The organism is Streptomyces pilosus, from assembly GCF_014649835.1.
In the GTDB taxonomy this organism is placed as follows: Bacteria; Actinomycetota; Actinomycetes; order Streptomycetales; family Streptomycetaceae; genus Streptomyces; species Streptomyces pilosus.
Map to the genome: position 1 here is coordinate 712,599 of NZ_BMTU01000001.1, position 22,096 is coordinate 734,694.

Genomic DNA, 22,096 nt, shown 5'->3' on the forward strand with positions numbered 1-22,096 from the left:
CGTCGGGCCGCACTCGGGAGGGTCTGCCGTGACCGCAAGTCTGGAGCAGCTGCGCCGCTGCCACTTCGCCGTCGACCTGGGGGCGGCCCGCACGAGGGTGTACGTCAAGGGGGCGGGGCTCGTCGTCGACCAGCCGTCGGTCGCCGCCGTGAACACCCGTACGGGTGCGCTGATCGCGGTCGGTGAGTTCGCGGAGAAGATGACGGGCCGCACCCCCGGTTACATCCGGGTGGTGCGGCCGGTGTCCGGGGGCACGGTCGTCGACATCGAGATGGCGCAGCGCATGCTGCGGCAGCTGATCGGCGACCGGACCCGTCGCGCGCTGCGCCGCAGGCCCCGGCTGCGGGCGGCGGCCTGCACCCCGCACGACGCCGATCCGCTCGCCCAGCGTGCCGCGATCGAGACACTGGTCGGCCTCGGCGCCCGCCGGGTGGAACTGGTGGACACGCTGATCGCCGCCGCCGTCGGCTGCGGCCTGCCGGTGGAACGGCCCGAGGCGACCATGATCATGGTGTGCGGTGCGGCGGCCACCCAGGTGGCCGTGCTGTCCCTGGGCGCGATCGTGCAGGCCCAGCGCGTCCCGGTCGGCGGTGAGGCGGTGGACAACGCGATCGTGCAGCACCTGCGCCACCAGCACGAGCTGATGCTGCCGAGCCAGTCCGTACGGCCGCTGCAACTGGCGCTGTCCGGGAACGGGCTCACCCCGCAGGGCCCGGAGTCGACGGAGATCCACGGCCGGGACGTCGCCACCGGTCTGGCCCGTTCGGTGACGGTGGACACGGCCGCGGTCCGGCGGGCCATCCAGACACCGCTCACCGCCGTGCTCGACGGCATCGGCAAGGTGCTGCGGGAGTGCCCGCCCGACCTGGTCGCCGATCTCGCCGACCGCGGGATCATGATGGTCGGCGGGAGCGCCCTGCTGCCGGGCCTGGACCAGATGCTGCGTCAGGCGACGGGCATGCCGGTGCACATCGCCGAGCGGCCGGAGCTGTGCGCCGTGGAGGGGCTGGGCGCGATGCTGGAGGGCAGGATCGCGCCGATGGTGCTGGACCCGCTGGGCGCCTGAGCCCCGCGGGCGGGCGTCCGTCAGCGGGAGAACCAGCAGCGGATGGTGGTGCCCTCGTCCCCGGTGTGCACGCGGACCAGGTCGGCGAGCAGGTTGACCATCAGCAGCCCGCGTCCGCCCCGCTGGTCGCGGGAGGCGGGCCGGCGGCCGGCCAGCGGATCGGTGAACCGCCCGCCGTCGCGCACCTCGCACAGCACACGGCCGTCCTCGCCCCAGACCCGCAGCACCCCGGAACCGCCGCCGTGCACCACGCTGTTCGTGGTCAGCTCGGCCGTGGCGAGGGCCAGGTCCTCCAGGGCGGTGCCGGTGAGGCCGAGCCGCCGCCCCGCGTCGGTCGCGGCGTGCCGGGCCTCGGGCAGCGAGTCCGCCACGAAGGCGAAGGTCATGGCGTCCGCGGCGAGCGGCAGCGGCTCGTTGTAGCGGGCGACGGCCACGTCCGGGGCGTAGGCCCCGCTGGGCCGTGCGGGGCCGGAGCCGCCGGGGATGACGGTGGGGTGGGTGGCGCGGGCGTCCTCCAGGACGTGACCGGGCAGCCGTGCGGCGTCGTAGGGGCACAGGATGGTCACCGTACGGCCCCGGAAGGCCGCGTTGATCAGCGCCTCGTGCTGGACGCAGGCCGGGTACTCGCTCGGGGAGCGGCCGGCCCAGATCGGCTCGCCGACGATCCGCACCCGGTGCCCGGCCGGCTGGGCGTCGGCGAAGGCGCGCAGCACGCCGGGGATGATCCGGCCGGGGTTGCGCCCGGCCTCCCGCATGTCCAGCAGCCGGACGTGCCGCGCGTCGGCGCCGAGCGCGTCGCGCAGCAGCCGCAGCCGCTCGCCGGGCACGGCGGCCGCGACGGGCTCCCCGGCGGCGAGCCCCTCACGCAGGAAGGGGGCGATGCCGTCCAGGTACTCCCGCTCGTCGCGGTAGAAGAGGGCGGGGTGGACGAAGGGGTCGGGGGTGACGTCCGGGGACGCGGCGGCTGTTCCCCTCACATCGTCACCTCGATCGCAGGCAGGCCGGGCCAGAACGCCTCCAGCGTCCTGCGCAGGGCGGGCGGCGGCCGGCGCACCACGAGCCGCCGTCCGGCGCCGAGCCGGCCGGCGGCCGCCGCGAGCGCGCCGGCGCCCGCGACGTCGACGAACGTCACCTCGGACAGTTCCAGGTAGTACACGTCCTCACCTTCGCGTACCGCCTGCTCCAGTACGCCTTCCCAGATCGTGTGCGTGGCCAGGCCGACCTCCCCGGCCGCACGGATCCCCCGGCACCCCTCCAGGGGGTGCACGGTCAGGGACGCCCCCGGATTCCCGGGTCCGTACGGCGTCCGACGCCGACTGCCCATCACGCGTCTCCCCACGCTCCCGGCTCCCTGCACGCGGCGGTTTCCGGCCGTTCCCCGGCACGGTGTGTAGCACGCGGCAAGGCGGGCAGGCGCACCCAAAGCGCAGCCGGGACCGTGCGCAGCCTACCTCTCCGGTGCCGGCGGTGCCCCGGGTCACCCCGAACGCCCCGACGAACCACGAGCACCGACAAGGCGGTGACATGGCCTCCACGGCGTCACCGCCCCCAGCGGGAAGGCAGGAAACCTTGGTCATCGGCGGTCGCATGGACGCGGACCGGGCGCTGCTCACCCCGCGCGGCGAGCTGGTCCGCGGGTCCGCCCGGGCCCTGACCGAAAAGCTGGCGCAGCTGCCCGCCGGCACGGCCCGGATCGATCTCGACATGTCCGGCGTGCACTTCATGGACACGACCGGGCTGGACTTCCTTGAGGTGCTGCGCGACCACGGCCGGCGCCGGTCGGTGCCGGTCACGGCGACCCGGTGGAACGGTCAGCCGCGCCGCATCCTGGAGCTCGCCGGCCTCGACACCACCGATCCGCTGTCCTCGCCGGTCCTGGACCACACGCCGTCGCCGGTCGTCTCCGCGGTGGTGCGGGAGCGGGAGGAGCGGCTGCACCTGCTGCAGGAGGAGGTCGAGCAGCTCCGGCGGGCGATCGTCTCCCGCCCGGTCATCGACCAGGCGCGCGGCATCCTGATGGCGACGTACGGCTGCACCTCGGACGACGCCTGGCACATCCTGCGTGAGGCGTCCCAGCTCTCCAACACCAAGCTGCGCGACGTCGCGGAGTCCCTGACCGCCTCCGCGGGGACGGAGGGCGCTCCCCCGCCCGAGGAGGTGCGCACGGCGCTGTCCCGGGCGCTGGCCCGCCACTCGTCCCGGTGAGCCCGCCCCGCGCGGGGTACCCGGCGGGCACCGACCCCCGCGATTCAGGAGGCACGATGAGCGAGCACACTCCCTCCCAGGCCGAGGGCGACCGGGACGAGGACGAGTGGACCACCCCCGACGTACCGCACACCACTCCGTCCCAGGCGGAGGGCGAGCGCGACCCGGCGGACGCCACCGATCCGTCGCACGACAACGCGGAGCGCGGCTGAGGCCGGCCGTACGGCAGGATGCCGAGGTGGTGGGGCGGGTGGGACTCGAACCCACGGCCGACGGATTATGAGTCCGCTGCTCTAACCGGCTGAGCTACCGCCCCATAGCGGCGTGTCGCGTACATGTGTGCGCGCCGTCTGCCGCAGCATAGCCGCTCATACGATCTCCTGCTTCGGCTGGTCGGCTGCTCACGGCGTTCTCGACCACGGAGACTTCACCGAACCCCGCACGGTTCCCCCGGACATGAAAAAGGACCCCTACGGGGTCCTCGTTCACCATGCTCCCCCGACTGGACTCGAACCAGTAACCTGCCGGTTAACAGCCGGCTGCTCTGCCAATTGAGCTACGGAGGACCGAGCTCCCCCGACTGGACTCGAACCAGTAACCTGCCGGTTAACAGCCGGCTGCTCTGCCAATTGAGCTACGGAGGAATGCCTCGTGCATCGAACGCACCCACCTGGGTATTCGCCAGGGGGCGCGCGCTCGCTGCGACACATACATTAGCGCAAGCAGGGGGGTGCTCCGCCAATCGGTACTCCCCGGCGCTGTCGCCGTGCCGTAGACCTTCGCAGACTGGAACAACGGGAAGGGTGGCCGTCATGAGGTACCGGCTCACGTTCGTCGCCGGAGCAGCCCTGGGTTACGTGCTGGGCACGAAAGCCGGGCGGGAACGCTACGAGCAGCTGAGGAGGTCCGCGCAGCAGCTCACACAGAACCCCGCGGTGCGCAACACCGCGGAGAGCGCGGGCCGGCAGAGCCGCGAGTTCGCGGACAAGGCCTACCAGGCGGTGAGCCACAAGATGGGCGACCGCATGCCCGACTCGGTCGCCCAGCGCGTGTCGGCCCTGCGTGAACGCACGGCCCACGGCTCGGCGGAGGACGACTGGGGCACCAGCAACACGTAGTGGTTCCGCCGGCCGTCACTCCAACACCGCCCGCGCCCCCACCTTGTGGGGAGCGTGCGGCAAAATTGCAGCATGGGGATAGTCGCCGGGCTGGACAGTGCGCCCGATTTCACTCGCATCGTCGTCTGTGACACGGACACCGGGGCCGTGGTCAGGCAGGGCTACGCCCCGCATCCGGTACAGGGCCCCGACGGCGGCGGACGTCCCTCCGACGTGGACCCGCAGGCCTGGCTGCTGTCGCTGGGAGAGGCGGCGGGCGGCGGGCTGTTGGAGGGCGTCCAGGCCATCGGCGTGTCGGCGCAGGCGAACGCACTGGTGCCGCTGGACTCGCAGGGCAACACCGTGCGCCCCGCGATGACCGGCGGGGACAAGCGCGCGCAGGTCGCCGCGGCGGACCTGATCGACGCGCTCGGCGGGCGCGAGGCCTGGGCGCAGGCCGTGGGCTGTGTGCCCGGGGCCGCGCAGCCGGTGACCAAGCTGCGCTGGCTGGCCCGCAGCGAACCGGAGAACGCGGCACGCGCCGCCGTGCTGCTCCAGGCGCACGACTGGCTGGTCTGGCAGCTGCTGGGCCGCCCGGTGCGGCGCACCACCGACCGGGGCGGCGCGTCCGGCACCGGCTACTGGGCGGCGGCGACCGGCGGTTACCGGCCCGACCTGGTGGAGATGGCGCTCGGCCACCAGGCCATGCTCCCCGAGGTGATCGGCCCGGCGGACGCGGCCGGGACCACACCCGAGGGGCTGCTGATCTCCGCGGGTACGGGCGAGACGATGGCGGCGGCGTTCGGGCTGGGCATCGGGCTCGGCGACGCGGTGGTCTCGCTCGGCGCGTCCGGGTCCGTGATGGCGGTGCACCCCGAGCCGCTCGTCGACCACCACGGGATGATCACGTCCCTGGCCGACGCGACCGGCATGCACCTGCCCGTCGTCACCACCCTGAACGCCGTCCGGGCCCTGCGCGGGACCGCGGAACTGCTGGGGCTGCCGGACCTGGAGAGCCTGTCCGAGCTGGCGATGAAGTCGACGCCCGGCTCGCACGGCCTGGTGCTGCTGCCCTATCTGGAGGGTGAGCGCACCCCGAACCTGCCGCACACCGCCGGGACGCTGGCGGGTCTGCGGCGCGAGTCGATGAAGCCGGAGCACCTGGCGCGGGCCGCGTTCGAGGGCATGCTGTGCGGGCTGGCGGACGCCCTGGACGTGCTGCGCGGCCGGGGCGTGGACGTACGGCGGGTCTTCCTGCTCGGCCCGGCCGCGGAACTGCCGGCCGTGCAGGCGGCGGCACCCTCGCTGTTCGGGGCGCAGGTGGTGGTGCCGCAGCCGGCGGACTACGCGGCGATCGGCGCGGCCCGGCAGGCGGCGTGGGCGCTCGGCGTGTCGCAGGGCGCGCTCGATCCGCGCAATCCGCCCGTCTGGCAGGGCCCGGTGGCCCAGGTGCTCGATCCCGGCGAGGAGCTGGCGGTGGGCCAGGCGGTGCGCCAGCAGTACGTGTCGGTGCGCGAGCAGACCCACCCGGGGGCGTTCCGTCCGTAGCGGCGCGCCGATTAAATCGGTTGAGGTAACGCGGGTGGAGTGTTCGACGATAGGGGCCACGGGCAACCATGCGCCCTCGCCGACCACCCGAGAGACTCAGCGTGCTCATACGACTCCTGCGGACCCATCTCCGGCCCTACAAGAGACCCATCACCCTGCTGGTGCTGCTGCAGTTCCTGCAGACCTGCGCCTCGCTCTACCTGCCCACGCTCAACGCGGACATCATCGACGACGGCGTCGTCAGGGGCGACGCCGGCTACATCCTGAGCTACGGCGCCCTGATGATCGGCATCTCGCTGGTGCAGGTCGTCTGCAACGTGGGGGCCGTGTACTACGGCGCCCGGACGGCGGCGGCCCTGGGACGGGACGTCCGCGCCGCCGTCTTCGACCGCGTGCAGTCCTTCTCCGCGCGGGAGGTGGGTCACTTCGGCGCGCCCTCGCTGATCACCCGCACGACGAACGACGTCCAGCAGGTGCAGATGCTGGCCCTGATGACGTTCACCCTGATGGTCTCGGCGCCGATCATGTGCGTGGGCGGCATCGTGATGGCGCTCGGACTCGACGTCCCGCTGTCCGGGGTGCTGGTCGGGGTCGTCCCGGTGCTGGCGATCTGCGTGACGCTGATCGTACGGAGGCTGCGCCCGCTGTTCCGGACCATGCAGGAGCGGCTGGACACGGTGAACCGGGTGCTGCGCGAGCAGATCACCGGCAACCGGGTGATCCGGGCGTTCGTGCGGGACACCTACGAGCAGCGGCGGTTCCGCGAGTCCAACACCGAGCTGACCGACGTCTCGCTGCGCACGGGCAATCTGCTCGCGCTGATGTTCCCGGTGGTCATGACGGTGGTGAACCTGTCGTCGATCGCGGTGGTGTGGTTCGGTGCGCACCGCATCGACAGCGGCGGGATACAGATCGGTGACCTGACGGCGTTCCTCGCCTACCTGATGCAGATCGTCATGTCCGTGATGATGGCCACCTTCATGTTCATGATGGTGCCGCGCGCCGAGGTGTGCGCCGAGCGCATCCACGAGGTGCTGGACACCTCCTCCAGTGTCGTCCCGCCCGTGGCGCCCGTGACCGAACTGCGCAGTCGGGGGCACCTGGAGATCCGGGGTGCGGGCTTCCGCTACCCGGGCGCCGAGGAACCGGTGCTCAGGGAGGTCTCCCTCCAGGCACGGCCCGGCGAGGTCACGGCCGTGATCGGCTCGACCGGCAGCGGCAAGTCCACCCTGCTGGGGCTGGTGCCGCGGCTGTTCGACGTGACCGCCGGCGACGTCCTGGTGGACGGGGTGCCGGTGGCGGACATCGAGCCCGCGCTGCTCGCGAGGACCGTCGGCCTGGTGCCGCAGAAGCCGTACCTCTTCGCGGGCACGGTGGCGACGAACCTGCGCTACGGCAACCCGGACGCCACCGACGAGGAGTTGTGGCACGCGCTGGAGGTGGCGCAGGGCAGGGACTTCGTGGAGCGGCTGGAGGGGGGTCTCGACGCGCCGGTCGCCCAGGGCGGGACGAACGTCTCCGGCGGTCAGCGCCAGCGTCTGGCGATCGCCCGGACGCTGGTGCAGCGGCCGGAGATCTACCTCTTCGACGACTCCTTCTCCGCGCTCGACTACGCCACCGACGCGGCCCTGCGGGCGGCGCTGGCCCGGGAGACGGCGGAGGCGACCGTGGTGATCGTCGCCCAGCGGGTGGCGACCATCCGGGACGCCGACCGGATCGTGGTCCTGGACGAGGGCCGGGTCGTCGGCACCGGCCGGCACCACGAACTGATGGCGGACAACGGGACCTACCGGGAGATCGTGCTCTCCCAGCTGACGGAAGCGGAGGCCGCCTGATGGCCGGGCCGGCAGGACGGATGATGGCCGGGGGCGGCCCCGACCAGCGCTCTCTCGACTTCAAGGGGTCGGGCAAACGGCTGATCGCCCGGTTCCGCCCGGAACGCCTGACGATCTACGGGCTGCTGGCCTGTGTCGTGTTCAGCGTGGGTCTCAGCGTGATCGGGCCGAAGATCCTCGGTGAGGCCACCGACCTGGTCTTCGCCGGGATCGTCGGACGCGAGATGCCGGAGGGCTCCACCAAGGACCAGGTGCTCGACGCGATGCGGGAGCGGGGGGACGGGGACGTCGCCGACATGCTCCGCAGCACCGACTTCACGCCCGGCGAGGGCATCGACTTCACCGCGGTCGGCGACGTCCTGCTGTTCGCGCTGGTGGTCTTCACGGCCGCCGGTCTGCTGATGGCGGTGGCGACCCGGCTGGTGAACCGGGCGGTCAACCACACCATGTTCCGCATGCGCGAGGACGTGCAGACGAAGCTGTCGCGGCTGCCGCTGTCGTACTTCGACAAGCGGCAGCGCGGTGAGGTCCTCAGCCGCGCCACCAACGACATCGACAACATCGGCCAGACGCTCCAGCAGTCGATGGGACAGCTGATCAACTCACTGCTCACGATCATCGGTGTGCTGGCGATGATGTTCTGGGTCTCGTGGATCCTGGCGCTGGTCGCGCTGGTGACGGTGCCGCTGTCGTTCGTCGTCGCCACACGCGTGGGCAAGCGGTCGCAGCCGCACTTCGTGGCGCAGTGGCGCACCACCGGCCGGCTCAACGCGCACATCGAGGAGATGTACACCGGGCACACCCTGGTGAAGGTGTTCGGCCGGCAGGAGGAGTCGGCGAAGCGGTTCGCCGAGGAGAACGAGGAACTGTACGAGGCCGGTTTCCGGGCGCAGTTCAACAGCGGGATCATGCAGCCGCTGATGTTCTTCGTGTCGAACCTCAACTACGTGCTGGTGGCGGTCGTCGGCGGGCTGCGGGTGGCGTCGGGCACGCTGTCCATCGGTGACGTGCAGGCGTTCATCCAGTACTCGCGGCAGTTCTCCATGCCGCTGACGCAGGTCGCGTCGATGGCGAACCTGGTGCAGTCGGGCGTCGCCTCCGCCGAGCGGGTCTTCGAACTGCTGGACGCCGAGGAGCAGGAGGCCGACCCGGTCCCGGCCGAGAAGCCGGCGCGGCCGCGCGGGCGGGTGGCGCTGGAGCACGTCTCGTTCCGTTACGAGCCCGACAAGCCGCTGATCGAGGACCTGTCGCTGACGGTCGAACCGGGCCACACGGTCGCCATCGTGGGTCCGACGGGCGCCGGCAAGACGACCCTGGTGAACCTGCTGATGCGGTTCTACGAGGTGTCCGGCGGGCGGATCACGCTCGACGGGGTGGACATCGCCCGGATGTCCCGGGACGAACTGCGCGCCGGGATCGGCATGGTCCTCCAGGACACCTGGCTGTTCGGCGGCACCATCGCGGAGAACATCGCGTACGGGGCGTCGCGGGAGGTCACCCGGGAGGAGATCGAGGAGGCGGCGCGCGCGGCGCACGCCGACCGGTTCGTGCGGACGCTGCCCGACGGGTACGACACCGTGATCGACGACGAGGGGGCGGGGGTCAGCGCCGGTGAGAAGCAGCTGATCACGATCGCCCGGGCGTTCCTGTCCGACCCGGTGATCCTGGTGCTGGACGAGGCGACGAGTTCCGTGGACACCCGGACGGAGGTGCTGATCCAGAAGGCGATGGCGCAACTGGCGCACGGGCGGACGTCGTTCGTGATCGCGCACCGGCTGTCGACGATCCGGGACGCGGACACGATCCTGGTCATGGAGAACGGGGCGATCGTCGAGCAGGGCGCGCACGAGAAGCTGCTGGCGGCGGACGGCGCGTACGCCCGCCTGTACAAAGCCCAGTTCGCGGAGGCGGTGGCGGAGGTCGACTGAGCCGTCCCCGTCCGGCACCTCGGACTCCCCCCGCGGAGGCGGCTCGTCGGGGGGAGTCCGGGGCGCGGGGTCAGTCGAGATACCCGCGCAGCTGGTCCGCGAACGCGTGGTCGCGGAGCTTGTTCAGCGTCTTGCTCTCGATCTGCCGGATCCGCTCCCGCGTCACCCCGAAGATCCGGCCGATCTCCTCCAGCGTCCGCGGACGCCCGTCCACCAGCCCGTAGCGGAGCTGCACCACCTTGCGCTCCCGCTCCCCCAGCGTGGACAGCACCGCCTCCAGGTGCTCCCGCAGCAACAGGAACGCCGCCGACTCGACGGGACTCGCCGCGTCGCCGTCCTCGATGAGGTCGCCGAGCGCCACGTCGTCCTCCTCCCCCACCGGCGCGTGCAGCGACACCGGTTCCTGGGCGAGCCGCAGCACCTCGCCGACCCGCTCGGGCGGCAGGTCGAGCTGCGCCGCGACCTCGACCGGCGTCGGCTCGTACCCGCGCTCCTGGAGCATCCGCCGCTGCACCCGCACCACGCGGTTGATCAGCTCGACCACGTGCACCGGCACCCGGATCGTGCGGGCCTGGTCGGCGAGCGCCCGGGACATGGCCTGGCGGATCCACCAGGTGGCGTACGTGGAGAACTTGTAGCCGCGCGCGTAGTCGAACTTCTCCACCGCCCGGATCAGCCCGAGGTTGCCCTCCTGCACCAGGTCCAGCATGGTCAGGCCGCGGCCCACGTACCGCTTGGCCACCGACACGACGAGCCGGAGGTTCGCCTCGATCAGCCGCCGTTTGGCCACCCGGCCCATGACGACGAGCCGGTCCAGGTCGAGGGCGAGTCCGCTGTCCAGGTCGGGGGTGCGGCGCAGCTTCTCCTCGGCGAAGAGTCCCGCCTCGACCCGGCGGGCGAGCTCGACCTCCTCGGCGGCGGTGAGCAGCGGGATGCGGCCGATCTCGCGCAGGTACTGGCGGAACAGGTCGGAGGAGGGACTCCCGGTCTCGGTCCGGACGGGCGCGGGCGACCCACCGGGGCCGGCTGCTCCGGCGGCCCCGACCGGACCGGCGGGTCCGGCCGGCTCGGCGTCGTCGTCCGGGCCGGTGTTCTCGTCCGGGCCGGCGTTCTCGTGCGGCCGGGTGTTCTCGTGCGGCCCGGCGTTCTCGTGCGGCCGGGCGGGCGGTTCGGCCGCCCGCGCCGGTTCCGGCGGTGTCGTGGCGGGGAGCGCGACACGGCTCCGCGCGGGCATGGCGACGAGCACGTCCGCGCCGGGCTGGGTGAGGGTCTGGGTCTGGGTCTGCACGGGGGCGACCTCCAGGATGATCGCTGCCGGGGGGTGGGGCAGCGGTACTTCCGGGGCGGAGTCGACGGCCTCGCCGCTGTCCGTCCCGTACTCGATGAGCCGGGGACTCAGGCACCGCTCCCAGTGTGGGGTACGACACATCGTCCCCACGAGGGGCGTGCGGTGACTTTTTGCGTCCGCCGCGTCACCGCGCGCTGACGCGGGCCCGGTCCTGGCCGCCCTCGGCCGGCCCTACAGGGCGGCCGCGCCGTGCTCCCGCAGCGCCTGGTCGTACTGCTGGAGGACCCACAACTCGTTCTGCACGGCCGTCAGTTCGGCCGGGTCGCCGTGGGCGCCGAGCCGGGTGAGGCGGCCGGCGATGTCGCGGATGCGGCGCTCGACGGCGCGGCGGCGGACGGTGACCAGCTGGGCGCCCGCGTAGGTCTCGTCGACCTCCTTGACGCCCCGGTGCAGCATGATCGCCTCGACCGCGAGTTCGGTGACCATGGCGCGCACGGTGTCGTCGGGGGCCGCGTCGCGCACCCGGATCAGGTACTCCTGCGGGTCCCCCACCCCGTGCTCGGCGCCGCCCGCGTCCAGGATCGCCTGCCGCACGGCCGCATAGGGAGGAGCGGTGAACTCGTCGACGCCGTACGCGTCGAAGGCCGGGGAGACCAGTTCCGGACGCTGGAGGGCGAGCTTCAGCAGTTCGCGTTCGGTGGCGAAGACGGGGTTGCGCAGGTTCAGGGCGGGCCCCCGCGGGGCGGCGGGAGCGGCCCCGTACTGCTGCGGGGCGCCGCCGCCGTCCGGCCGGCGACGGTCCGGGGCGGGGCCCTTGCCGCCGCGGTCACGGGCCCAGCGGGCCAGCTGGGCGACCCGCTTGACGACGAACTGGGTGTCGAGGATGCCGAGCATGCCGGCGAGTTCGACGGCCACCTCGTGCTGGGCGCCGCTGTTCTTGATGCGGGCCACGATCGGGGCGGCCTCGTCGAGGGCGCCGGCGCGGCCGGCCGGGGTGTCCAGGTCGTAGCGGCGGACGATCTGGCGGAGCGCGAACTCGAAGAGCGGGGTGCGCGGTTCGACCAGGTCCGCGACGGCCTCGTCGCCCTTGGCGAGGCGCAGGTCGCAGGGGTCCATGCCGTCGGGGGCGATGGCGATGTAGGTCTCGGCGGCGAACTTCTGGTCGTCCTCGAAGGCGCGCAGGGCCGCCTTCTGGCCGGCCGCGTCGCCGTCGAAGGTGAAGATCACGCGGGCCGAGCCGTTGTCCATCAGCAGCCGGCGGAGGATCTTGATGTGGTCGCCGCCGAAGGCGGTGCCGCAGGTGGCGATGGCGGTGGTGACGCCCGCGAGGTGGCAGGCCATGACGTCGGTGTAGCCCTCGACGACGACCGCGCGGGAGGCCTTCGCGATGTCCTTCTTCGCCAGGTCGATGCCGTAGAGGACCTGGGACTTCTTGTAGATCGCGGTCTCGGGGGTGTTCAGGTACTTCGGGCCGTTGTCCGCCTCGTAGAGCTTGCGGGCGCCGAAGCCGACGACGTCGCCGCCGATGTCGCGGATGGGCCACATCAGCCGGCCGCGGAAGCGGTCGATGGGGCCGCGGCGGCCCTCCTGGGCGAGTCCGGAGAGGATCAGCTCCTTGTCGCTGAAGCCCTTGCCGCGCAGGAAACGGGTGAGGTGGTCCCAGCCCTGGGGGCTGTAGCCGACACCGAAGTGCAGGGCGGCGTTCTGGTCGAAGCCGCGCTCGGCGAGGAAGACCCGCCCGGTGTCGGCCTCGGGGGAGGTCGCGAGCTGTTCCGCGTACCACTCGGCGGCGATCTTGTGGGCCTCGACCAGCCGGATGCGCTCACCGCGCTGGTGGGCGGGGTTGTACCCGCCCTCCTCGTACCGCAGGGTGATGCCGGCCTGACCGGCGAGCCGCTCGACCGCCTCGGAGAAGGAGAGGTGGTCGATCTTCATCACGAAGGTGAGGGTGTCGCCGCCCTCCTGGCAGCCGAAGCAGTGGAAGAGTCCCTTGCTCGGGCTGACCTGGAAGGACGGCGACTTCTCGTCGTGGAAGGGGCACAGGCCCTTGAGGTTCCCGCCGCCCGCGTTGCGCAGCTGGAGGTACTCGGACACGACGGCGTCGATCGGGACCGCGTCCCGAACCGCCTTCACGTCCTCGTCATTGATCCGCCCAGCCACAGGTGAAGTCTACGGGTGCGCTGTGACACCTCAGGTGGCCCGCTTTCCCCCGCGGCGCTCCGGCACCCCGGCGCGACGCTTCCCGGCCGCCGCCTAGGCGGCGACGCTCTCCAGCGGCACGCGCGGATCCGCCAGCGCCTCCGTGTCGACCCGCGCGCGCGACCGGATCAGCTCCTGGATCGGGGCCGTGACGTCCCACACGTTCACGTTCATCCCCGCGAGCACGCGTCCCTCCTTCACCCAGAACGCGATGAACTCGCGCTTGCCCGCGTCGCCCCGGATGACCACCTGGTCGTACGAGCCCGGCGGCGCCCACCCGGAGTACTCCATCCCGAGGTCGTACTGGTCGCTGAAGAAGTAGGGCACGCGGTCGTAGGCGGCGTCCCGTCCCAGCATGGAGCGGGCGGCCGCCGGACCGCCGTTCAGCGCGTTGGCCCAGTGCTCCACCCGCAGCCGGGTGTCGAAGAGGGCGTGCGGGAACGCCGCGACGTCACCGGCCGCGTAGATGTCCGGGTCGGACGTGCGCAGCCGCTCGTCGACCAGGACTCCCCCGCCGGCCTCCGGGCCGGCGAGCTCCAGGCCCGCCGCCTCCGCGAGGGAGACCCGCGGGGCCGCGCCGATCGCCGCGAGGACGGCGTGCGCGGGGTGCTCCTCGCCGTCGTCGGTGCGGGCGGCGAGGACCATGCCGTCCTGCCCGGTGATCCCGGTGAGCGTGGCTCCGAAGTGGAAGCGCACGCCGTGCTCGCGGTGCAGCTCGGCGAAGAGCTGGCCGAGCTCGGGGCCGAGGACGGAGTGCAGCGGGGTCGGTCCCCGGTGGACGACGGTGACCTCCGCGCCGTACTGGCGGGCCGCCGCCGCGATCTCCAGGCCGATCCAGCCGGCGCCGGCGATCACCAGGTGCCCGTTGTCCCGGCCGAGGGAGGCCAGCACGCCCTTGAGGCGCTCGGAGTGGGCGAGGCGCCGCAGGTGGTGCACGCCGGCGAGGTCCGTGCCCGGGATGTCCAGCCGGCGCGGTTCGGCGCCGGTGGCGAGCAGCAGCTTGTCGTAGCGGACGGTGGTGCCGTCGTCGCCGAAGCGGACCGTCCGCGCGGCCCGGTCGACGGCGTCGACGGTCTGGCCGAGGTGGAGTTCGATGTCGTGCCGCGCGTACCAGGCGGGTTCGTGCACGAAGACGCCGTCGCGCTCCTCCTTGCCGAGGAGGTAGCCCTTGGACAGGGGCGGCCGCTCGTAGGGGTGGTCGCGTTCGTCGCAGATCAGTATCACCCGGCCGGTGAAGCCCTCCGCTCTCAGCGTCTCGGCCGCCTTGGCGCCGGCCAGTCCGCCTCCGACGATGACGAAAGTCTGATCCGCGTCGACCACGTGATGCCTCCTCGTAAGGGTGTCGCCACCTGTGAGCCTCCCGCACGCAGAACTATGCCGTAAGGGGGAGTGAGCCGATCAGGCCATGCGGGTCACGGCCGCACCGCTCACGACTGCCTCGTGAGGCGGGCGTGAAGCGAACGGGCCGAGATGTCGGTGAGGGACGCGATCTGGTCGACGACCACCCGCTTGCGGGCGCGGTCGTCCGGAGCCAGGTCGAACAGGGCGCGGAACTGCGGGTCCAGGCCGTCGGGGGCGCGGGCGGTGAGCGCCTCGGCCAGTTCGAGGACGACGACGCGCTGGTCGGCGCGGAGCTGTTCCTGCTCGGCGCGCTGCATGACGTAGCGGTCGGCGACCGCCTTGAGGACCGCGCACTCCGTGCGGGTGCTGCGCGGTACGACCAGTTCGGCCCCGTACCGGGTGAGGCGCCCGGTACCGAAGGCCTGCCGGGTGGCGCCCTCGGCGGCGAGGCAGAAGCGGCCGATGAGCTGACTGGTGGCGTCCTTCAGACGGGCCTGGGCGACGGCGGTGCCGTCGTAGCCGTGCGGCCACCACTCCTGGGCGAGGAGGCGGTCGAGGGCCTCGGCCAGTTCGGCGGGGTCGGTGTCCGCGGGGACGTAGCGGCCGATCGCGACCGCGAAGACGGCCTCCCGCTCGGGGTCGGCGTGCAGGCAGTTGGGGTCGATGTGGCCGGCGTGCAGGCCGTCCTCCACGTCGTGCACCGAGTAGGCCACGTCGTCGGCCCAGTCCATGACCTGGGCCTCGAAGCAGACGCGGGCGGCGGGGGCGTCCTCGCGGACCCAGTCGAAGACGGGACGGTCGTCGTCGTACACCCCGAACTTCGGGGAGGCCGGGTCGGTGGGGTGGGCGCCGCGGGGCCAGGGGTACTTGGTGGCGGCGTCGAGGGCGGCACGGGTGAGGTTGAGGCCGACGGAGCCCTCGGGGGTGAACCGTTTCGGTTCGAGGCGGGTGAGCAGGCGCAGCGACTGGGCGTTGCCCTCGAAGCCGCCGCAGTCACCGGCGAACTCGTTCAGCGCCTGTTCGCCGTTGTGGCCGAAGGGCGGGTGGCCCAGGTCGTGGGAGAGGCAGGCGGCCTCGACGAGGTCGGGGTCGCAGCCGAGGGCGGCGCCGAGCTCGCGGCCGACCTGGGCGCATTCGAGGGAGTGGGTGAGGCGGGTGCGGGGGCTGGCGTCCCACAGCGGGTGGTGTGCGCCGGGGGTGACGACCTGGGTCTTCCCGGCGAGGCGGCGCAGGGCCGCGGAGTGCAGGACGCGGGCGCGGTCGCGCTGGAAGGCGGTGCGGCCGGGGCGTTTGTCGGGTTCGGGGGCCCAGCGGGCGACGGACGTGGGGTCGTAGGCCGGGGGGAGCGCGGTGCCTTCCATGCCATGACAGTACGGGGAAGGGGTGACAGCCGGGGCGGGGTGGGGTCGTGCGGTTCGCCGGGCCCCGGTTCTCCGGCTCCTTCCCGGCCCCGGCGCCGGTCAGGAGGCCGGTGCGAGCTCCCGGGGCGCGGCGGACGGGGTGCGCAGGGCCCGGTCGTAGCGGTGCAGGAGGAGGCGGGCCATGGCCTCGTGGGTGCCGAGGGGGGCGGAGGCGATCCACGGGGCCGCCGCGGCGCACTCCGTGGCGAAGCGGCCGGGGGCGGTGAAGTAGGAGGCGACGGCGACGCGGGTGCGGCCGCGGGCGGCCAGGGCGCGCAGGGCGTCGGGGACGGTGGGGGCCGCGGCGGAGGCGTACGCGGGGACCACCGGGACGCCGAGCCGTTCGGCGAGCAGCCGCGCGGTGCGGTGGGTGTCGACCCTCGACTCCGGGTCGCGGGACCCGGCGGCGGCGAGGACGACGCCGGTGGCGCGGCGGGCCGTGCCGTCCACCGGGGTGCGCCAGCCGGCCTCGGTGAGGCGGGCGTGCAGGGCGTCCACGAGCAGGGGGTGCGGGCCGAGGGGGGCGGCCACCCGCGTGTGCAGCCGCGCCCCGGCGGCCATCTCGGGGATGTCCCGCTTGACGTGGTAGCCGCGACTGAGCAGCAGCGGCACGAGCACCGCGGCCCCGGTGCCGCGGGCGTCCAGCCCGGCGAGGGTGTCGGGGAGCAGGGGCGCGTTGAGCTCGATGTGGCCCAGGTGCACGGGCAGGCCGGGGCGCAGGGCGCGGACCCCGTCCAGGAGCTGCCGTACGGTGCCCAGCGCACGGGGGTCGCGGCTGCCGTGGGCCACGACGACGAGAGCGGGAGGGTTCGTGGTGTACGCCGTCATGCACCGATCGTGGCGGCGGCACGTTGCCTTCCTGTTGCGCGGGCGTGTCCGGTGTTTTCCGGCGGTTCACCGCGGACCGCGAGGGGTGTGAGGGCGTCCGGCCCCGGGGTTCGCCCGGCGGCGTGAAGCCGGTCACAGGGTGCCGGGTGAACCGCGGGGTGCGCGGGGGCGTCTCCCAGGGTCGGGGAGCGACCGGGAGGGGCCCGTCCGATGCGCCGTTTCGAGGTTCGCCGTCCGCGCCTGCCCCGCACCCGTACGGGGTGGCGGCGGCTGGTGCGGACGGTGGTGGCGGTGTGCGTGCTGGCGCTGCTGCCGGCCACCTGGCTGCGCCTGACGACGGACGGGCGGCTGCGCACCACGGCCGACGTGCCGCGCACCGGGGTCGCCGTGGTGTTCGGCGCGGGCCTCTGGGACGGGGAGCCGTCGCCGTACCTCGCGCACCGGCTGGACGCGGCGGCGGAGCTGTACCGGGCGGGGCGGATCGAGGTGGTGCTGGTCACCGGGGACAACAGCCGCGAGGAGTACGACGAGCCCGACGCGATGCGCGCGTACCTGACCCGGCACGGCGTGCCGGACGCGCGGATCGTGAGCGACTACGCGGGCTTCGACACCTGGGACTCCTGCGTCCGCGCGAAGAGGATCTTCGGTGTCGACCGGGCGGTGCTGATCAGCCAGGGCTTCCACGTCCGGCGGGCGGTGGCCCTGTGCGAGACGGCGGGGGTCTCCTCGTACGGCGTCGGCGTGGACGAACCGCACGACGCCACCTGGTATTACGGGGCCGTCCGGGAGGTCCTGGCGGCGGGGAAGGCGGCGGCGGACGCGGCGTTCCGCCCGGACCCGCGCTTCCTCGGCCCCCGGGAACCGGGCGTGGAGCGCGCGCTGGCGGCGGCCCGCGCGGAGCGGGCACGGGCTCGGGCGGCCGTACGGCCGCCCGGGCCCGGTGCCTCACCGCGGGCCCACGGCGGCGGGGAGGTCGCCGTTCCGGGTGTGTAACAGGGACCGGTGCGGTGCGTAACACCGGCGGCGCAGGGTGGCGGCATGCAGAACACCGTGACGCCCACGCACTGCCCCTACTGCGCGCTGCAGTGCGGGATGAACCTGACGCGGACCCCGGACGGGAGTTCCGTCGAGGTCGGTGAGCGCGCGGACTTCCCGGTGAACCGGGGGGCACTGTGCGGGAAGGGGCGCACGGCCCCGGCGGTGCTGTCCTCGCGTGTGCGGCTGACCTCGCCGCTGGTGCGGGACGCGGGGGGCGCGCTGGTGCCCGCCTCGTGGGAGGAGGCGCTGGGGCGGGTCGCCGAGGGGCTGGGGCGGGCCCGGTCGGAGTTCGGGGCGGACGCGGTCGGGGTGTTCGGCGGGGGCGGGCTGACCAACGAGAAGGCGTACAGCCTGGGGAAGTTCGCCCGGGTGGTGCTGGGCACCTCCCAGATCGACTACAACGGGCGGTTCTGCATGTCGTCGGCGGCCGCGGCCGGCAACGCGGCGTTCGGACTGGACCGGGGGCTGCCGTTCCCGCTGGAGGACATCCCGAGGACCGGCTGCGTGATCCTCGTCGGCTCCAACCCGGCGGAGACGATGCCGCCGTCGCTGCGCTACTTCACCGAGCTGAGGGAGAACGGCGGCACGCTGATCGTCGTCGACCCGCGCCGCACGAAAACCGCCGAGCACGCCGACCTGCACCTGGCGCCCCGCCCCGGCACCGATCTCGCGCTGGCGCTGGGCCTGCTGCACCTGGTCGTCGCCGAGGGGCGCACCGACGAGGCGTACGTGCGGGAGCGCACCGCCGGCTGGGAGGAGACCCGGGCGGCGGCGATGGCGCACTGGCCGGAGTACGTGGAGCGGATCACCGGCGTGCCCGTGCCCCGGCTGCGGGAGGCCGTGCGGCTGTTCTGCGAGCCGGAGGCGGCGATGGTGCTGACCGCGCGGGGACCCGAGCAGCAGGCCAAGGGCACCGACACGGTGGGCGCCTGGATCAACCTGTGCCTGGCGACGGGGCGGGCGGGCCGCCCGCTGTCCGGGTACGGCTGCCTCACCGGGCAGGGCAACGGGCAGGGCGGGCGCGAGCACGGCCAGAAGGCCGACCAGTTGCCCGGCTACCGCAAGCTGACCGACCCGGCGGCGCGGGCGCACGTCGCCGAGGTGTGGGGGGTGGACCCCGATTCGCTGCCCGGACCGGGGCGCAGCGCGTACGAACTCCTCGACGCGCTCGGCACGGACATCCGCTCGCTGCTGCTGATGGGGTCCAACCCGGTCGTCTCGGCGCCCCGCGCGGCGCACGTGGAGGAGCGGATCCGCGCGCTGGACTTCCTCGCGGTGTGCGACGTGGTGCTGTCGGAGACGGCCGCGCTCGCCGACGTCGTCCTGCCGGTGACGCAGTGGGCGGAGGAGACGGGCACCACGACCAACCTGGAGGGGCGGGTGCTGCTGCGGCGGCGCGCGATCACCCCGCCGGAGGGCGTCCGCAGCGATCTGGAGGTCCTGCACGAGCTGGCCGCGCGGCTGGGGGGCGGACGGAACCTGGAGAAGGGCTTCCCGACCGACCCCGAGGAGGTCTTCGAGGAACTGCGCCGGGCGAGCGCGGGCGGCCCGGCCGACTACTCCGGCATCACCTACCGGCGGCTGGCCGAGGAGAACGGCGTCTTCTGGCCCTGCCCGGCGTCCGGCGGCCCGGAAGGCGGCGTCCATCCCGGCACCCCCCGGCTCTTCCACGACCGGTTCGCCACCGGGGACGGGCGGGCGAGGTTCGTCCCGGTCTCGCACCGGCCGGTCGCCGAGGAGCCCGACGAGGAGTACCCCCTGCTGCTGACCACCGGGCGGGTGGTGGCGCAGTACCAGTCCGGCGCCCAGACGCGGCGCGTCGACGAGCTGAACGCCGCCGCCCCGGGGCCCTTCGTGGAGCTGCACCCCCGGCTCGCGGAGCGGCTCGGCGCCGCCGAGGGCGAGCCGGTGGCGGTGGTGTCCCGGCGGGGGCGGGCGGTGGCGCCCGCGCGGATCACCACCGCGATCCGCCCCGACACGGTGTTCATGCCGTTCCACTGGGCCGGTGAGGGCCGCGCCAACACCCTCACCAACCCCGCCCTCGACCCGACGTCCCGCATGCCGGAGTTCAAGGCGTGCGCGGTCCGCGTGGAGGCCGTGGGGGCCGGAGAGCCGGCCCGCGCGGCACGCTAGGCGGACGGGGGGCGGTCCCGCCCGCCGGGCCCCGGCGCCACGCCGGGGTGCCGCCAACCGTCCACGCAGGTGAGACCAGTGATCCTTCCCTTCTTCGTCTACGGGACGCTCCGCCCCGGCGAGCGCAACCACGACCTCTTCCTGCGCGGCCGCACCCTCGGCGAGGAACCCGGCAGGCTGCGGGGCGCGACGCTGTACGAGGGGCCGGGCCACCCGTACGCCGTCGAGGAGCCGGGCGGTGCGGTGCGCGGGGAACTGGTGACCGCGCTGCCGGACGCGTACCCGGCGCTGCTCGTGGAGCTGGACCGGCTGGAGGAGTACGTACCGGGCGATCCGCGCAACCTGTACGAGCGGGTGGTGCGGGAGGTCGTCCGGGACACGGACGGAGCGGCGGTCCCGGCGTGGGTGTACGTCGCCGCGCCCGCCGTCGCCGCCCGGCTGCGGGCCCGGGGGACGCCGGTCGGGGGCGGTCAGTGGCGCGGGCGGCGGTGAGGCGGCCGGGCGCGGCGCGGCGGCGGTGAGGCGGCCGGGCCCACCGCGTCCGTCGCGCCCGCCCCGGTCACCCGTTCACAGCCGCGCCGACCGCCCTTCGGGTACTTTCGCCCGCCCGTCCGGCACGGACGCGGTGACCTGCTGAAACACGGTGCGGGCCGCGCGCGTCCGTCGGTGTCCGACACCCGTTCGGCCGCCGCCCCGGCTGCTCCTCGGGGAGCGGTACCGACGCGGTGGCACTTACCTCGGAGAGGCAGGGACGCGTTCGACGGCGGCACATGGGGGCCGCGGGCCGGGTCCCCTTCGTGAGCTCGAGGGAGCATCGATGCGACGTACCGCCCGGCTGCTGACCGGTACCGCCGGTCTGACCGGTCTGACCGGCGCCGCGCTCGCCGTGGCCACCGCGGGGCTGCTCGCCGCGCCGCCCGCGTACGCCGTGGAGTCCCGCGGGCCGTCGGCCGGGAGCCTGGAGGTGTACCCGTCGTCGGTCGCGCCGGGCTCGCAGGTCACGGTGAACACCGACGCGTGCGGCGACGACGACACGGCCGCGGGCGACGCCTCCGCCGTGGGCGCCGGCCGGTTCACGCTCGCGCCGAGCACCCACGAGCGGGACGCCATCGGGCAGTTCCAGGTGCCTCCGGGCGCACAGCCGGGCAGGTACGAGATCGTCGCGACCTGCGCCGGGAGCGGCCGGCGGATGGCGGGTGACCTGCTGGTGACGCTGACGCCGGAGGCGCAGCTGGTGCATCCGCGGGGCAGTGTGAAGACGGGGGTCGGTGGCGCGCTGGGCACCGACCCCGTACAGACCGCGGCCGGTGTGACGGCTCTCGCCGTCGCCGCCGCGGGCGGTACCTGGCTCCTGCATCGCCGGGCGAGAGGCGACGGGATCTGACGGGCACCCTCCGCTGCCCGTCCCGCCGGTACCGCAAGTCCCCTCCCCCTCCGGGTCCGACGCCCCTCGCGGCCCGGAGGGGGGCACGGGGCCCGTTCGGAGAAGAGGTCGGTCCGTGACGCGCCGCAGGTTCCGCCGGGCCGGGGGCCCGGGCAACGCAGTGACAGCCGCCGTCACGGTGGCCGCCCTGTGTGCGGGGACGTGGCTGCTGAGCGACGGGACCGGCGCGCACCCCCCGCCGCAGCCCTCCGCCGCCCAGGCGCACACCGGCGCCGGCGACCGCAGCGCGGTGGGGTCCCCGGCCCCGGCGCTGCCGCCCTCCCCACCGGTGCGCGTCCGCATCCCCGCGATCGACGTGGACGCGCCCCTGACCGGCCTCGGTCTGACGTCCACCGGCAGCCTCGACGTGCCGCCCGCCGACGACGAGAACCTCGCCGGCTGGTACGAGGCCGGCACCACCCCCGGCGAGCGGGGCACCGCGATCGTGGCGGGCCACGTCGACAACGCCGACGGCCCCGCCGTCTTCTACGCCCTGGGCGCCCTGCGCAAGGGCAGCACCGTCGAGGTGGACCGGCGGGACGGCGGCGTCGCCGTGTTCACGGTGGACGCCGTCGAGGTCTACGACGCGGCGGCCTTCCCCGACCGGAAGGTGTACGGCGCGGCGGCCCGCCCGGAACTGCGGGTCATCACCTGCGGCGGCGGCTGGTCCCCCACCACCGGCTACCGGGGCAACGTGGTCGTCTACGCCCACCTGACCGGCAGCCGCTGACCCGGCGGACGGGAGCGGCGAAGGCTCCCGCCGCGGT

19 protein-coding genes and 3 tRNA genes are annotated in these 22,096 nt (G+C 73.9%); 12 read left to right on the plus strand and 10 right to left on the minus strand.

The genetic code is table 11. The features are described 5' to 3' along the window. Positions 1-28 precede the first annotated feature (28 nt). Positions 29-1,066, plus strand: coding sequence for a rod shape-determining protein (locus IE118_RS03260; RefSeq protein WP_189555690.1), 1,038 nt, complete (start codon positions 29-31; stop codon positions 1,064-1,066). A gap of 20 nt (positions 1,067-1,086) precedes the next feature. Here the strand turns inward: IE118_RS03260 and IE118_RS03265 are convergent, their stop codons facing one another. Next, positions 1,087-2,043: an anti-sigma factor RsbA family regulatory protein gene (locus IE118_RS03265; protein ID WP_189555691.1), complete on the minus strand. Its 957-nt coding sequence runs from the start codon at positions 2,041-2,043 to the stop codon at positions 1,087-1,089. After that, complete coding sequence (locus tag IE118_RS03270) at positions 2,040-2,390, minus strand: STAS domain-containing protein (protein WP_189555692.1); 351 nt, start codon at positions 2,388-2,390, stop codon at positions 2,040-2,042. Before IE118_RS03270 ends, IE118_RS03265 begins: the two co-directional genes overlap by 4 nt. Before the next feature lie 200 nt (positions 2,391-2,590). Here IE118_RS03270 and IE118_RS03275 point away from each other — a divergent pair, with 200 nt between their 5' ends. Beyond that, positions 2,591-3,271 carry an ANTAR domain-containing response regulator gene (locus tag IE118_RS03275; protein ID WP_189555693.1) on the plus strand — a complete coding sequence of 227 codons (681 nt, stop codon included), beginning with the start codon at positions 2,591-2,593 and terminating at the stop codon, positions 3,269-3,271. A 56-nt stretch (positions 3,272-3,327) separates the two neighbouring features. Continuing rightward, entirely contained in the window at positions 3,328-3,483 is a 156-nt protein-coding gene (locus IE118_RS03280; protein WP_189555694.1) for a hypothetical protein, read from the plus strand. A 27-nt stretch (positions 3,484-3,510) separates the two neighbouring features. Here the strand turns inward: IE118_RS03280 and IE118_RS03285 are convergent. The 3 genes from IE118_RS03285 to IE118_RS03295 form a co-directional block, all read right to left on the minus strand. After that, a tRNA-Ile gene (locus tag IE118_RS03285) sits at positions 3,511-3,587 on the minus strand. A 177-nt stretch (positions 3,588-3,764) separates the two neighbouring features. Beyond that, positions 3,765-3,837, minus strand: a tRNA-Asn gene (locus tag IE118_RS03290). A gap of 5 nt (positions 3,838-3,842) precedes the next feature. Beyond that, positions 3,843-3,915: transfer RNA gene (locus IE118_RS03295), tRNA-Asn, on the minus strand. A gap of 168 nt (positions 3,916-4,083) precedes the next feature. Between IE118_RS03295 and IE118_RS03300 the strand changes: the two genes are divergently transcribed. The 4 genes from IE118_RS03300 (at position 4,084) to IE118_RS03315 (ending at position 9,679) form a co-directional block, all read left to right on the plus strand. Next, positions 4,084-4,389 (plus strand): YtxH domain-containing protein, encoded by a 306-nt coding sequence (locus tag IE118_RS03300; RefSeq protein ID WP_189555695.1) that lies wholly within the window; start codon positions 4,084-4,086, stop codon positions 4,387-4,389. A gap of 72 nt (positions 4,390-4,461) precedes the next feature. After that, positions 4,462-5,916 (plus strand): FGGY family carbohydrate kinase, encoded by a 1,455-nt coding sequence (locus IE118_RS03305; RefSeq protein ID WP_189555696.1) that lies wholly within the window; start codon positions 4,462-4,464, stop codon positions 5,914-5,916. Between the two features lie 101 nt (positions 5,917-6,017). Beyond that, positions 6,018-7,751: an ABC transporter ATP-binding protein gene (locus IE118_RS03310; RefSeq protein ID WP_189555697.1), complete on the plus strand. Its 1,734-nt coding sequence runs from the start codon at positions 6,018-6,020 to the stop codon at positions 7,749-7,751. Beyond that, entirely contained in the window at positions 7,751-9,679 is a 1,929-nt protein-coding gene (locus tag IE118_RS03315; protein WP_189555698.1) for an ABC transporter ATP-binding protein, read from the plus strand. The genes IE118_RS03310 and IE118_RS03315 overlap by 1 nt, the downstream gene beginning before the upstream one ends. 70 nt (positions 9,680-9,749) lie before the next feature. Here the strand turns inward: IE118_RS03315 and IE118_RS03320 are convergent, their stop codons facing one another. The 5 genes from IE118_RS03320 to IE118_RS03340 form a co-directional block, all read right to left on the minus strand. After that, entirely contained in the window at positions 9,750-11,108 is a 1,359-nt protein-coding gene (locus IE118_RS03320) for an RNA polymerase sigma factor (protein WP_229846645.1), read from the minus strand. Between the two features lie 90 nt (positions 11,109-11,198). Beyond that, positions 11,199-13,127 carry a DNA primase gene (dnaG, locus tag IE118_RS03325; protein WP_189555699.1) on the minus strand — a complete coding sequence of 643 codons (1,929 nt, stop codon included), beginning with the start codon at positions 13,125-13,127 and terminating at the stop codon, positions 11,199-11,201. Between the two features lie 93 nt (positions 13,128-13,220). After that, entirely contained in the window at positions 13,221-14,486 is a 1,266-nt protein-coding gene (locus IE118_RS03330) for an NAD(P)/FAD-dependent oxidoreductase (protein WP_189555700.1), read from the minus strand. A gap of 107 nt (positions 14,487-14,593) precedes the next feature. After that, positions 14,594-15,868 carry a deoxyguanosinetriphosphate triphosphohydrolase gene (locus tag IE118_RS03335; RefSeq protein ID WP_189555701.1) on the minus strand — a complete coding sequence of 425 codons (1,275 nt, stop codon included), beginning with the start codon at positions 15,866-15,868 and terminating at the stop codon, positions 14,594-14,596. A 99-nt stretch (positions 15,869-15,967) separates the two neighbouring features. Further along, positions 15,968-16,735: a sirohydrochlorin chelatase gene (locus tag IE118_RS03340; protein ID WP_189555702.1), complete on the minus strand. Its 768-nt coding sequence runs from the start codon at positions 16,733-16,735 to the stop codon at positions 15,968-15,970. Between the two features lie 210 nt (positions 16,736-16,945). Here IE118_RS03340 and IE118_RS03345 point away from each other — a divergent pair, with 210 nt between their 5' ends. The 5 genes from IE118_RS03345 to IE118_RS03365 all read left to right on the plus strand — a co-directional run bounded on the left by IE118_RS03345 (position 16,946) and on the right by IE118_RS03365 (position 22,059). Then, positions 16,946-17,728 (plus strand): SanA/YdcF family protein, encoded by a 783-nt coding sequence (locus IE118_RS03345; protein ID WP_189555703.1) that lies wholly within the window; start codon positions 16,946-16,948, stop codon positions 17,726-17,728. A 45-nt stretch (positions 17,729-17,773) separates the two neighbouring features. Further along, positions 17,774-19,906 (plus strand): molybdopterin oxidoreductase family protein, encoded by a 2,133-nt coding sequence (locus IE118_RS03350; RefSeq protein WP_189555704.1) that lies wholly within the window; start codon positions 17,774-17,776, stop codon positions 19,904-19,906. A 78-nt stretch (positions 19,907-19,984) separates the two neighbouring features. Next, positions 19,985-20,398, plus strand: coding sequence for a gamma-glutamylcyclotransferase family protein (locus IE118_RS03355; RefSeq protein WP_189556064.1), 414 nt, complete (start codon positions 19,985-19,987; stop codon positions 20,396-20,398). Positions 20,399-20,723: 325 nt separating this feature from the next. Continuing rightward, positions 20,724-21,290, plus strand: coding sequence for a hypothetical protein (locus IE118_RS03360; protein WP_189555705.1), 567 nt, complete (start codon positions 20,724-20,726; stop codon positions 21,288-21,290). A gap of 115 nt (positions 21,291-21,405) precedes the next feature. Next, positions 21,406-22,059, plus strand: coding sequence for a class F sortase (locus tag IE118_RS03365; protein ID WP_189555706.1), 654 nt, complete (start codon positions 21,406-21,408; stop codon positions 22,057-22,059). Positions 22,060-22,096: the final 37 nt, after the last annotated feature.